The sequence below is a fragment of the Microbacterium sp. C7(2022) genome (assembly GCF_028823665.1).
In the GTDB taxonomy this organism is placed as follows: domain Bacteria; phylum Actinomycetota; class Actinomycetes; order Actinomycetales; family Microbacteriaceae; genus Microbacterium.
On record NZ_JAPEHV010000005.1, the window covers coordinates 299,102 to 310,465 of the forward strand.

Annotated in this window: 13 protein-coding genes and 2 tRNA genes; 6 read left to right on the forward strand and 9 right to left on the reverse strand. The window is 65.3% G+C overall.

Going from position 1 to position 11,364, the window contains the following annotated elements; all coding sequences use genetic code 11:
• Positions 1-3: 3 nt before the first annotated feature.
• From ON062_RS09755 to ON062_RS09785, 7 genes are all read right to left on the reverse strand, one after another.
• Entirely contained in the window at positions 4-492 is a 489-nt protein-coding gene (locus ON062_RS09755) for a DUF2017 family protein (protein WP_274646941.1), read from the reverse strand.
• A complete protein-coding gene (clpS, locus tag ON062_RS09760) occupies positions 489-782 on the reverse strand; it encodes an ATP-dependent Clp protease adapter ClpS (protein ID WP_274646942.1) in 294 nt (97 codons plus the stop codon). Before clpS ends, ON062_RS09755 begins: the two co-directional genes overlap by 4 nt.
• Positions 782-1,123 carry a metallopeptidase family protein gene (locus ON062_RS09765; RefSeq protein ID WP_274646943.1) on the reverse strand — a complete coding sequence of 114 codons (342 nt, stop codon included), beginning with the start codon at positions 1,121-1,123 and terminating at the stop codon, positions 782-784. The genes clpS and ON062_RS09765 overlap by 1 nt, the downstream gene beginning before the upstream one ends.
• Positions 1,124-1,145: 22 nt before the next feature.
• A tRNA-His gene (locus ON062_RS09770) sits at positions 1,146-1,221 on the reverse strand.
• 37 nt (positions 1,222-1,258) lie between these two features.
• The gene (gene orn, locus ON062_RS09775; RefSeq protein WP_274646944.1) at positions 1,259-1,882 is read right to left on the reverse strand and encodes an oligoribonuclease; all 624 of its coding nucleotides are present in this window, start codon (positions 1,880-1,882) and stop codon (positions 1,259-1,261) included.
• A 75-nt stretch (positions 1,883-1,957) separates the two neighbouring features.
• Positions 1,958-2,030, reverse strand: a tRNA-Arg gene (locus ON062_RS09780).
• Between the two features lie 209 nt (positions 2,031-2,239).
• Positions 2,240-2,920 carry a YitT family protein gene (locus ON062_RS09785; protein ID WP_274646945.1) on the reverse strand — a complete coding sequence of 227 codons (681 nt, stop codon included), beginning with the start codon at positions 2,918-2,920 and terminating at the stop codon, positions 2,240-2,242.
• Between the two features lie 61 nt (positions 2,921-2,981).
• Here ON062_RS09785 and ON062_RS09790 point away from each other — a divergent pair, with 61 nt between their 5' ends.
• The 5 genes from ON062_RS09790 to ON062_RS09810 all read left to right on the forward strand — a co-directional run bounded on the left by ON062_RS09790 (position 2,982) and on the right by ON062_RS09810 (position 8,005).
• The gene (locus tag ON062_RS09790; protein WP_274646946.1) at positions 2,982-4,406 is read left to right on the forward strand and encodes a PLP-dependent aminotransferase family protein; all 1,425 of its coding nucleotides are present in this window, start codon (positions 2,982-2,984) and stop codon (positions 4,404-4,406) included.
• Between the two features lie 171 nt (positions 4,407-4,577).
• On the forward strand, positions 4,578-5,147 hold the full coding sequence (locus ON062_RS09795; RefSeq protein WP_274646947.1) for a single-stranded DNA-binding protein: 570 nt from the start codon (positions 4,578-4,580) through the stop codon (positions 5,145-5,147).
• Between the two features lie 49 nt (positions 5,148-5,196).
• Entirely contained in the window at positions 5,197-5,730 is a 534-nt protein-coding gene (locus tag ON062_RS09800; RefSeq protein WP_274646948.1) for a hypothetical protein, read from the forward strand.
• A gap of 108 nt (positions 5,731-5,838) precedes the next feature.
• Positions 5,839-7,518, forward strand: a complete 1,680-nt coding sequence (gene ettA, locus ON062_RS09805) for an energy-dependent translational throttle protein EttA (RefSeq protein WP_274646949.1) — start codon at positions 5,839-5,841, stop codon at positions 7,516-7,518.
• Entirely contained in the window at positions 7,511-8,005 is a 495-nt protein-coding gene (locus tag ON062_RS09810) for a thioesterase family protein (protein ID WP_274646950.1), read from the forward strand. Before ettA ends, ON062_RS09810 begins: the two co-directional genes overlap by 8 nt.
• 14 nt (positions 8,006-8,019) lie before the next feature.
• Here the strand turns inward: ON062_RS09810 and ON062_RS09815 are convergent, their stop codons facing one another.
• Positions 8,020-8,940: an acyl-CoA thioesterase II gene (locus tag ON062_RS09815; RefSeq protein WP_274646951.1), complete on the reverse strand. Its 921-nt coding sequence runs from the start codon at positions 8,938-8,940 to the stop codon at positions 8,020-8,022.
• A gap of 65 nt (positions 8,941-9,005) precedes the next feature.
• Between ON062_RS09815 and ON062_RS09820 the strand changes: the two genes are divergently transcribed.
• The gene (locus ON062_RS09820; RefSeq protein ID WP_274646952.1) at positions 9,006-9,677 is read left to right on the forward strand and encodes a hypothetical protein; all 672 of its coding nucleotides are present in this window, start codon (positions 9,006-9,008) and stop codon (positions 9,675-9,677) included.
• 9 nt (positions 9,678-9,686) lie between these two features.
• Here ON062_RS09820 and ON062_RS09825 read toward each other — a convergent pair whose 3' ends face one another.
• Positions 9,687-11,357 carry an FAD-binding dehydrogenase gene (locus tag ON062_RS09825; RefSeq protein WP_274646953.1) on the reverse strand — a complete coding sequence of 557 codons (1,671 nt, stop codon included), beginning with the start codon at positions 11,355-11,357 and terminating at the stop codon, positions 9,687-9,689.
• Between the last annotated feature and the right edge of the window lie 7 nt (positions 11,358-11,364).

An 11,364-nucleotide genomic window follows, 5' to 3' on the forward strand; every position in this document is an offset into this window, starting at 1 on the left:
GGCTTAGTGTGCCTCGAGGGCCTCGACCAGCACGTGCAGGCGGTAGCCCAACCAATCGTAGATGCCGAATCTCGGGTCCGATTCGGCATGGGTGTCCGTGTCAGTGATCCCCAACCTGGTCGCGAGTACCAGTCGAACGGCGGCCAGCGTTCGCATCCACGCTTGCGCTTCGGCGTGGCTCAGCGCGATGGTGATCTGTTCGAGCATCGCGGCATCGTCCGGGCTGTCGGGAAGGTCGTTGGCTCGCGGGAGGTCACGCAGTACCAATGTTGCGTCCGATCGACGACGCGCGAGAAGGTCGTCCTGCGTGAGGTCACGGAATTCCTGCGCGGCGGCGTCATCGTCACGATAAGCATCCGGGACGAGTCGGGCGAGGGCAGCATCTTCGTCGACCGACGCAGAGTCATCGAGGAGTTCGATGAACTGGCCCACCAGCCCGGCGAGATGCGCGGCCTCGATGCGAGCGAATTCGAGCATGATGATCTGCGTCATTGGGGTGCCTCTCTGACGGTGGCCCACAACCCGTAGTCATGCATCGCCTGAGCGTGCAGTTCCATTTGCTCGCGGGCGCCCTCCGCGACGACCGCGTGCCCGTCATGGTGAACGGCGAGCATGAGTTTCTCTGCGGCGGGCCGAGGAAGCGCGAAGTACGTCTGGAACACGTGCGTGACGTAGTTCATCAGGTTGACGGGGTCATCCCACACGACCGTTTGCCACGGTCGTTTCGCGTGGTGGTCCACGAGACTCTGACGGTCAATGTCGGGAACGGCGAGCGGCGCCATCATGCCCACCCGAGTTCGTGGAGACGCGCGTCGTCGATCCCGTAGAAGTGCGCGATTTCATGCACGAGTGTGGTGTGAACCTCGTCACGCAGACTGGCCTCGTCATCGCACGCCGCAAGATGGGCTTCGCGAAAGACGATGATGCGATCGGGGAGCTCGCCGACTCCGTAGCGATCGCGTTCGGTGAGAGCCCACCCGTCGTAGAGGCCCAGGAGCTCTCCGTCGGCCTCATCACTGCGGTCTTCGACGACGAAGATCACGTTGTCTAAGCCGTCGACCATGTCGTCAGGAAGCCGATCGAGTTCATCGATCACGAGTTGTTCGAAGGCTGCGGCATCCATTTCCATCAGCAACTCCGACGCTTGGGGTGAGTAACGGGGCTCGAACCCGCGACATCGGCCACCACAAGGCCGCGCTCTACCAACTGAGCTATACCCACCATGTCTCCCGCATCAGCGGGCAACCAGAATATTCTCTCACATTCTGGAGGCGAATGATGACACTGCGACGGAAGCGGCCGCCTTCGCCTCGTCGCTGGTCGGCCCGGGTTCGGGAACGAAGACGATGCTCCGGTAGTACGCCAGTTCGCGGATGGACTCGAGGATGTCGGCGAGGGCGCGGTGGCCACCGTCCTTGGTGGGCGCGTGAATGTAGCTGCGCGGGTACCAGCGCTGAGCGAGTTCCTTCACGCTCGACACATCAACGCTGCGATAGTGCAACCACCGATCGACTCTCGGCATGTACTTGGCCAAGAACATACGGTCAGTGCCGATGGTGTTGCCCGCGAGGGGAGACTTACCCTCGGCTGTGAACTGTTGGATGTACTCGAGCACCTGGTACTCGGCATCGGCGAGGCTCACACCTTGGGGAATTTCCGTCAGCAGGCCTGACTTCTCGTGCATGTTGCGCACGAAGTCGTTCATGTTCTCCAGCGCCGACTTGTCGGGCTTGATGACGACCTGGAATCCCGGGTCGAGAGGGGTGAGATCGAAGTCGGTGACGACGACGGCGATCTCGACGAGTTCGTCGATCGAAGGATCGAGACCCGTCATCTCACAGTCGATCCATACGAGACGATCGTTCTTGGAACCGGCAGCCATATACACAGCCTATTGGTCGCATCCGACAGCCATGCCTGCCATGTGCGCCGAGTGCTGGTCGCCGCCGCGGATTTGCCCCCCCGGGAGGATTCGAACCCCCGACCTTGCGGGTAGAAACCGCTCGCTCTGTCCCCTGAGCTACGGAGGGAAAGGTGCATCCAGATTACCTGCTCGGTGAGGGATGCGATGGACGCTTGGCCCCTGGCGGTCCCACTGAGACAGGCGTAGCGTCAGAGCAGTATCACGAGAGGAGTTCTGTCATGAGCACCACCGAGACACACCACGCACTCTGGATCGCATACGGGCGAGGCGGAGTGGCGGGCAGTATCCGCAAGGACGCGGATGGCTACACCGTCACTATGGCCGGAGCCGACGAGGCGACCGGGACGTATCCGACGATGGAAGTGGCGAAGAGTGCGCTGCACTCTCATATGACACCGGGGAGCGATTGGCCCGAGTTCCGCGAGCATTGACGTCGAGGATCGGCAACGCGAGCTGAACGAGCGGGCCGATCAAGACGGCAAACAGCACGGTGCCGATACCGACGGTGCCGCCGAGAAACCAGCCTGCGGTGAGCACAGTGAGTTCAACCCCGCCGCGACAGAGCCAGATCGGCCATCCCCAGCGTGCGTGCATGCCGGTCATCAGCCCGTCGCGAGGTCCTGGTCCGAAGTGCGCGCCGAGGTAGAGGCCCGATGCGACGGCCACGGTGCCGATGCCCGTCATCAGTACGGCGAATTGTGCGCCGAAGCCTTCGATTGGCGGAACGAGCCACAGGGTCGCCTGCATGCTCGTGCCGACGATGAGCACGTTGGCGAGCGTTCCGACGCCGGGCTTCTGGCGTAGCGGAATCCACGCGAGGAGGACGAGCGCACCGAGAATGTTCGTGATCCACCCGATGCCGATGCCGGTGTGAAGGGACAAACCCTCAGCGAACACGGTCCACGGGTCCACACCGAGGCCAGCGCGCACGGTCAGGGCGCATCCGGCGCCGTACATGAGCAAACCCACGAGGAGCTGCACGATTCTTCGAGGCATGGCGCCATCCAATAGCAGTATTGGCATGTGGGAGGTATGCCAATTCGCATACAGTGGCTGGATGGATTCCCGCATCTCTGCTCGCGCGCTGGCCAGTGCCCTGGGCGGGTGGCGCAATCGCGAACCGGTGTACGAGGCGTTGGCCGACGGTATCCGCCTCCTCTGCCTCGACAATCGCATTGCTGCCCGGACCACATTGCCTGCTGAGAGGGAGCTGGCCGGTGCGCTGAACGTGAGCCGCAGCACGGTAGCCGCTGCGTACCGCAGTCTGCGCGACACCGGTCACATCCTTAGCGTGCGGGGTTCGGGTAGCGTCACTCTCGCCCTGCAGCGGCATGATCCGGGGTTGACCAGTCCGACCGACGGCGTGATCGATCTGCAGCAGGCAAGCCCCTCCGCATGGCCAGGATTGGCTGGCGTGCTGATGGAGGCTGCCGGCGACAGTGCGGCACTCGTCGCACGCGTCGGTTACGACGTGCTCGGTCGGTACGATCTGCGATCGGCCATCGCTAGGCGATACAGCGAGCGGGGACTACCGACCGATCCGAGTGAGGTGCTGGTCACCACCGGCGCACAAAGCGCCATTCACCTCTTGGCGACCGTCATGCTCGGCCGAGGCGATCGTGCGCTCATGGAGACGCCCACATACCCGCACGCCGCTGATGCGCTACGCAAGGCAGGCGCGCGACTGGGCGCGATACCGGTGGACACACTCTTGGGCTGGGACGTGGACCGCGCCGAGCAAGCCTTTGCGCGAACCCTGCCCGTGATGGCTTATCTGATGCCGGACTTCCAGAATCCGACGGGGCGAAGCATGTCAGCGCACGAGCGGTCGGTGTTCGCGCGTGCGGCCGAACGGGCGGGCACGCTCCTGGTGCTCGACGAGACTACGGCAGATCTCGACATCGACCGCGGACCGGTTCAGCGTGGCTTCGACGATATCGATCCGACGCTGGTGGTGCGTGTGGGGTCGCTCGGAAAGACCGTATGGGGCGGGCTTCGAGTGGGCTGGATCCGGGCCCACGACAGCCTCATCCGGCGGCTGGTTGCCGCACGATCCACCCACGATCTCGGAACCCCCGAATTCGAACAAGCGGTCGCGACGCGCCTGATTCGCGGCCTCGATGATGTGCTGCCGCAACGGGCCGAGTTGCTTAGGGCAGGACGGGATGCCGCGACAGACGAACTGCGCGCGCTGCTGCCTGAGTGGAACGTCCCTCACGTTCCCGGTGGCGTTGCCATGTGGGTGGAGCTCGACGCGCCGCTCAGTTCAGCGCTCGTGATGGACGTCCGCTCCCGAGGCGTTCTCCTTTCAGCCGGACCGCGCTTCTCGGTGGATGGCGGGCATGACCGGCATTTGCGCATCCCGTTCACGGCCTCCACGGAGGACACGCGCCGGGCGATCGGCGCTCTGGCTGAGTCGTGGCAGTCTGTGCGGGCTGGTGCCCCCGTGTCGTGGGCGCCGGGGATCGAGGCCGTGGTCTAGAGGCTCCTCCCCAGAGGGCACTGCTGGGTCGCCCATCCACATATGCCGTCCGCAGCGAAGAGGGGGATGGACAGGCGAGCCATGGTGGAGAAACCACCGGCGCTCGCCGGGCACGCGGGCGCCGGTGGATCCCTGAGATGGCCTCAGGGGAACCGCATGAAAGGCGACCACATGAACGACACCATCACGATCACCGGGAATCTCGCCGCAGACCCAGAGATGCGACGAACCAGCCAGGGCGTGCCCGTGGTCAACTTCCGCGTCGGAAGCAGCGTGCGGCGATTCGACCGCGCACAGGGAACATGGACCGACGAAAGTACGAACTGGTACAGCGTGTCGGCGTTTCGTGGTCTGGGGCAGAACGCTTTCCACTCGCTGCGCAAGGGCAGCCCCGTGGTGGTCAGTGGTCGGCTCGTGCTGCGAACGTGGGACGCGAATGGCACCATGCGCACGTCGGCTGACATCGAGGCGGAAGCCATCGGGCACGACCTGCGGTGGGGTGTGGTGACGATGGAACGGCAACCCGCCACCGAGGGTGCGGCTGCCGGGGAGGCGTCAACAGGCGAGAACGGCGAGTGGAAGGTGGAAGGCGCAACCGAGGAATGGGAGACGGCGGCACTCGGTCAGGCGAACGAATCCGCGGCGGTCGCTGACGGTGGCACGGCAGCCGAGGCGGGAGCACTTGTCGGGGCGGGCAGCGGCCTGGGGGAGAATGCGTCGGCGTCGTCAGGTCCGTTCTGATCCGTGCGCGCGAGAAAGACCCGTCGTCGTCGCCCGTAGACTCGGGGGTGTGCATCGCAGGTCCGAACACTTCGCCACAAGGCCGTCTGCGCGTTCGTTGCGCCGAAGCGCGGTAGCCGCGATCGCTCTCGGAGTGCTCGCCCTCGCGGGATGCACGTCGGAACAGCCGGAGCCGACCCCGACGACGGTGGAGCCCTCGGCCAGCGCTACTGCTGAGCCTTCAGTGACCCCGACCCCGACTCCGACCGAGCCGCAATTCGATGCGGACGGCACGGCGGAGGACAACCTTCCGGTGTTCGCGCTCGTCGTTGGTGAGGTCTGGGAGTCTGACGATCGCCAAGCGGGGCGAGCGTACATCGATGCGCTCGTCGCCGTGGGCTTCGACATTTCCGACATGGAGGTGACGGAGGACTACTCGACGGTCGGCAACCACGCGGAGAGCATCCAGTTCTCGGTGCTGTGGGGCGAGGACTGCCTCGTCGGTCAAGTGGGCCCGGCCACCGGTGACCCCGTCGCGACGATTCTCCCTGCTCTGGCCGGGGGAACATGTTTGATCGGGGACACGCGCGACATCGACTGGTGAGTCTTCGCCGCCCCGGTCGAATCGATGCCCATGTGCACGACGGTCACGTGACGCTGTGGCCGGTAGGCTGGGTCGCTGACGTCGATTCTGCAAGGAGAGCACATCCGCATGGCTGAGTACATCTACTCCATGGTCCGCGCCCGCAAGGCGGTGGGCGAAAAGCTGATCCTCGATGACGTGACCATGGCGTTCCTGCCTGGCGCGAAGATCGGCATGGTCGGCCCCAACGGCGCCGGAAAGTCGACGATCCTCAAGATCATGGCGGGCCTGGACACTCCCTCCAATGGTGAAGCGAAACTGAGCCCGGGTTTCACCGTCGGCATCCTGATGCAGGAGCCCGAACTCGACGAGTCCAAGACGGTGCTCGAGAACATCCAGGACGGCGTGGCGATCAAGGCCAAGCTCGACCGCTTCAACGAGATCTCCGCTCTCATGGCGGAGCCGGATGCCGACTTTGATGCGCTCCTGGCTGAAATGGGCGTCCTGCAGGAAGACATCGACGCGGCAGATGGCTGGGACCTGGATTCTCAGCTGGAGCAGGCGATGGATGCGTTGCGCACGCCACCGGGAGACGAGCCGGTCACGAAGCTCTCCGGTGGTGAGCGTCGTCGCGTTGCACTGGCGAAGCTCTTGCTGCAGAAGCCGGACCTCCTGCTCCTTGACGAGCCTACGAACCACCTCGACGCCGAGAGTGTCCTTTGGCTCGAGCAGCACCTCAAGTCCTACAAGGGTGCGGTCATCGCGATCACCCACGACCGCTACTTCCTCGACAACGTCGCCGAATGGATCGCCGAAGTCGACCGCGGTCGTCTTATCGGATACGAGGGTAACTACTCGACCTACCTTGAGAAGAAGGGCGAGCGCCTCGAAGTTCAGGGCAAAAAAGACGCGAAGCTTGCCAAACGTCTCAAAGACGAACTCGAATGGGTGCGCTCCTCAGCGAAGGGACGCCAGACCAAGTCGAAGGCACGTCTGCAGCGGTACGAGGAGATGGCCGCTGAGGCTGAGCGCACCCGCAAGCTGGACTTCGAAGAGATCCAGATCCCGGCCGGTCCGCGCCTGGGTAACGTCGTCATCGAAGCGAAGAAGCTGCACAAGGGCTTCGGCGACCGCACGCTCATCGACGGTCTGAGTTTCAGCCTGCCGCCGAACGGCATCGTCGGCGTGATCGGCCCGAACGGCGTCGGAAAGACCACGCTGTTCAAGACGATCGTGGGCCTCGAGCCCCTTGACGGCGGAGACTTGAAGATCGGCGAGACCGTCAAGATCAGCTACGTCGACCAGAGTCGCGCGAACATCGATCCGAACAAGACGCTGTGGGAAGTGGTTTCGGACGGTCTGGACATCATCACCGTGGGCAAGACGGAGATCCCCTCGCGCGCCTACGTGTCGAAGTTCGGCTTCAAGGGGCCGGACCAGCAGAAGAAGGCCGGCGTGCTCTCGGGCGGAGAGCGCAACCGCCTGAACTTGGCTCTCACGCTCAAAGAGGGAGGCAACTTGCTGCTCCTTGATGAGCCGACGAACGACCTGGACGTCGAGACCCTCAGCTCGCTTGAGAACGCGCTGCTGGAGTTCCCCGGTTGTGCGGTCGTCATCACACACGATCGGTGGTTCCTCGACCGCATTGCCACGCACATCCTCGCGTACGAGGGCACTGACGAGGCGCCCGACCAGTGGTATTGGTTCGAGGGGAACTTCGAGGCGTACGAGGCGAACAAGATCGAACGTCTGGGGCCGGATGCCGCCAACCCCCACCGCTCAACGCACCGCAAGCTGACCCGTGACTGACGAGGGGGTTCGCCTCCACGTTCCGATCCACCTGCGGTGGGGGGATCTCGACGCGTTCAACCATGTGAACAACACGTCGATGCTCAAACTCCTCGAAGAAGCACGCGTACGGGCGTTCTGGATGCCGGTCGGGGGTGAGATTGCCCCCGATACGGCGGTCATCGATTCCAGCCTCGCCTCGGGCGTGCTGACGCTCATTGCGCGACAGGAGATCGAGTACCTCGAGCCCGTGCCGTATCAGCGTGATCCCCTCGACGTGCAGATGTGGTTCGGTCGGCTGGGTGGCTCCAGCGTCCACGTGTGCTACGAGGTATGCAGCCCTCAGGAGACGGCGGGCGGCCAGCCCCAGAAGGTCTACGCGCGGGCAAGCGCGGTCATCGTGAAGGTGGATGCCGCCAGTGGTGCCCCGGTACGGCTGAGCGCCGTTGAGCGTGCCGCCTGGTCACCCTACGTGGGGCCGCCGATCAGTTTCGCGCACCGGGCGTAAGGCGGCGTGAGGCCTCACTCCTCGTCGATCGCCGACGGGATCCGCACCATCACTTCCTGCGCAACGCTGGCGATCAACGCCCCGTCGCGAGAGTAGATGCGCCCGGTCGCAAGGCCCCGCCCGCCGCGGGCGCTGGGGGAGTCCTGGACGTAGAGCATCCACTCGTCGACTCGGCCGGCGCGATGCCACCACATGGCGTGGTCGAGACTCGCGACTTTCAGCCCGGGGGTAGACCATGCCACTCCGTGCGCACGCAGGATCGGCTCTTGAATGGTCATGTCGCTCAGGTACGCCAAGATCGCGCGGTGCAGTGAGGGATCGTCACCCAGGGGCCGCCGAATACGCATCCAGACCGCCTGACGGGGTTGCTTCTCTTTGCTCGCCTCCAGGTAGATCGCGGGTTCGACGCGGCGCAGCTCGACCGGACGGTCGAGAAACAGTCGCTTCGTCATCGGGTGCAGACCCTGCAGGGTCTGTTCGACGTCAGCGAGGGTCTCGGGGGCGGGCACACCCTCGGGCATGGGCTCGGCGTGCTCGACCCCGGGGTCGCCGACCTGGAAGGAGGCGATCATCGAAAAGATCGGAACGCCGCCTTGATATGCCTGCGTGCGGCGCGTCGAGAACGAGCGTCCGTCGTGGATGCGGTCCACCGAGAACGTGATCCCTTGAGCGGAATCACCCGGTCGCAGAAAGTAGCCGTGCATCGAATGGATGGTGCGATCATCGGGAATCGTGCGCTCGGCAGCGACCACCGCTTGCGCAAGCACCTGTCCGCCGTAGACACGGCCGAGTGGCATGCTCTGAGAGCGTCCGGTGAAGATGTCCTCGCGCGTGCGAGCTTCAGATCCTGATAGGTCCAGGACGTTCAGCAACGCGTCGACGGTGTCGTCCCCACTCAGAGAATCCGACGTAGGGTGCTCGCGATCTTCGGACAAGATGCTCTCCTTCGCTGTGCGTCGAACGACGTGGTGACACCGCGTTCCCTTGATACTTTAGGCGGATGCCCCAGCGACTGATCTTTCCCGAGCCGGACGCCGCCGCCGACGCTCTGACCTTTGTGGGGCGTGCCCGTTCCCTCGGCGACGGGACGGTCCGGCTTCGCGCGGCAGACGGCGTACTCGTGATGACAACGGCACCCCTTGCGCCACGGGGGCTGTTCGACACAACGCCGACGGTGCTCGCGATGCGCACACTCGCGATCGACCCCGAGTTGGTGTGTGACGTGACCGTCGACGCGGCGACCTTGCGCGGCGCGGAAGGTGATTCCTCCGCGATCACGCTGCCCGAAACGGCCGTATCTCCGTCCTGGACGGGCGTCACGCCGCCGCGAGGCGGGTGGGAGATCGAGCCCGCAATATCCGCGTCGGTTCTCGCCTCGCGCGCACAGTGGGGGATCACAGCCGTGGCCGAGGCGCTTCCTGCCAACCCGGGTGAGGACGTCGTGCGGACCGTGCGTGCCGAAGTGTGGGGCGCGCCCGACGAGGCGCTCGACGGGCTTCCGTTGGGTGCCGCCTTCGCTGCGTTCGCGCTCGGCTTCATCGCCGGTGAGGAGCAGGCGCGCGTGCGCACGGCGGCCGCGTGGGCGCGCATCACCCTGGACCGCGGGCACGTGCTGGTGCGTCGCCCGGGCCGTTCCGGCCTCACTGCGGTGCGCCCCACGGGCGCCGCCTGACGCTTCACATCACAGTGCGGCAGCCATCGCGCGTCCTGCCGTACGGCCGCTGAAGAGGCAGCCCCCGAGGAACGTGCCCTCGAGCGCACGATAGCCATGCACGCCGCCGCCACCGAAGCCACTTGCTTCCCCGGCCGCGTAAAGACCGGGAATCGGCTCGCCACCGGCTCCGAGTGCGCGGGCGCTGAGATCCGTCTCGATCCCGCCGAGGGACTTTCGCGTCAGGACATGGAGCTTCACGGCGATGAGCGGTCCGGAGGCCGGATCGAGCAGACGGTGCGGGTCCGCCGTGCGGATCAGACGATCGCCCCGGTAGGCGCGCGCAGAGCGCAGCATCGCGATCTGCGGATCCTTGGTGAAGTCGTTGTCCATCTCACGGTCGCGCGCTTCGATCTCGCGGCGGGCGTGATCGACGTCGAGGGCGTCCCCTCCCGGCAACGCCCGCATCGCCGTCAGTAGTTCGTCGAGGGTGTCTCTGACCACAAAGTCTGCACCGCGATCCATGAATGCCTGTACCGGTGCGGACGCGCCCTTCCCCAACCGTGAGCGGAGCAGCAGCGGAACGTCCTTGCCGGTGAGGTCGGGGTTCTGTTCGCTGCCCGAAAGCGTGAACTCTTTCTCGATGATCTTCTGCGACAGCACAAACCATGAGTGGTCGTGACCGGTTTGCCGCAGGTGTGCGAGCGTGCCCAGCGTGTCGAACCCCGGGTACAGCGGTGAGGGCAGTCTTGCGCCGGTGGCATCCAGCCACACCGAGGAAGGGCCGGGAAGGATCCGGATGCCGTGGTCGGGCCATATCGGGTCGTGGTTCTGGATGCCCTCGACGTAGTGCCACATGCGATCCCCGTTGATCAGGTGCGCGCCCGCGCCAGCCGCCGTATCGAGCATGGCTCCGTCGACGTATTCGGGTACCCCGGTGATCATGGTGAGAGGCGCGGAGCCGAGCCGCTCCGGCCAGTTCTGGCGCACCCGCTCGTGATTGCCGCCAATGCCGCCGGAAGCAACGAGCGTCGCCCCCGCGTGAATCTGGAAGTCGCCGACGACGTCGCGCGAGGTGGCGAACCCCCGGGTCGCACCCGAGGGGGCGAGCACATCTCCGCTGGCACCGACGACGGCTCCGTCTGTCACGATGAGCGAGCGCACCCGGTGGCGCGGAAGGATCGTCACACGCCCCTCGGCTTCCCCGGCCTCAATTGCGCGCTGGAAAGGTGCGACCACCCCCGGGCCGGTGCCCCACGTGATGTGGAAGCGGGGAACGGAGTTCCCGGGTCCCATGGCCGAGTAACCGCCGCGCTCGGCCCAACCGACGACGGGAAAGAATCCGACGCCCTTCTCGCGAAGCCAGGCGCGCTTTTCCTGGTGAGCGAACTCCAGGTAGGCCTCGGCCCACTTCCGCGGCCACGCATCTTCTGGCCGGTCGAACCCGGCGTTACCCAGCCAGTCTTGGCGCGCGAGATCGAGCGAATCGCGGATTCCCATTCTTCGCTGTTCAGGCGAGTCGATGAAGAAGAGGCCGCCGAACGACCACCATGCCTGCCCGCCGAGGTTCGAGCGCGGCTCCTGGTCGACAATCGTGACGCTCTTCCCCGTCGCCACCGCTTCGGCGGCGGCCACCAATCCAGCCAGACCCCACCCGATGACGAGGATGTCGGTGCGTTCAGTGGTGCGGGTTGCGGGCATATCGACT

Coding starts and splice junctions, on each gene's coding strand:
- ON062_RS09755 (WP_274646941.1), bottom strand. CDS start 492: ATGACGCAGATCATCATGCTCGAATTCGCTCGCATCGAGGCCGCGCAT.
- ON062_RS09785 (WP_274646945.1), bottom strand. CDS start 2,920: ATGCCTCGAAGAATCGTGCAGCTCCTCGTGGGTTTGCTCATGTACGGC.
- ON062_RS09790 (WP_274646946.1), top strand. CDS start 2,982: ATGGATTCCCGCATCTCTGCTCGCGCGCTGGCCAGTGCCCTGGGCGGG.
- clpS (WP_274646942.1), bottom strand. CDS start 782: ATGGCGCCGCTCGCCGTTCCCGACATTGACCGTCAGAGTCTCGTGGAC.
- ettA (WP_274646949.1), top strand. CDS start 5,839: ATGGCTGAGTACATCTACTCCATGGTCCGCGCCCGCAAGGCGGTGGGC.
- ON062_RS09825 (WP_274646953.1), bottom strand. CDS start 11,357: ATGCCCGCAACCCGCACCACTGAACGCACCGACATCCTCGTCATCGGG.
- ON062_RS09820 (WP_274646952.1), top strand. CDS start 9,006: ATGCCCCAGCGACTGATCTTTCCCGAGCCGGACGCCGCCGCCGACGCT.
- ON062_RS09795 (WP_274646947.1), top strand. CDS start 4,578: ATGAACGACACCATCACGATCACCGGGAATCTCGCCGCAGACCCAGAG.
- ON062_RS09765 (WP_274646943.1), bottom strand. CDS start 1,123: ATGGATGCCGCAGCCTTCGAACAACTCGTGATCGATGAACTCGATCGG.
- orn (WP_274646944.1), bottom strand. CDS start 1,882: ATGGCTGCCGGTTCCAAGAACGATCGTCTCGTATGGATCGACTGTGAG.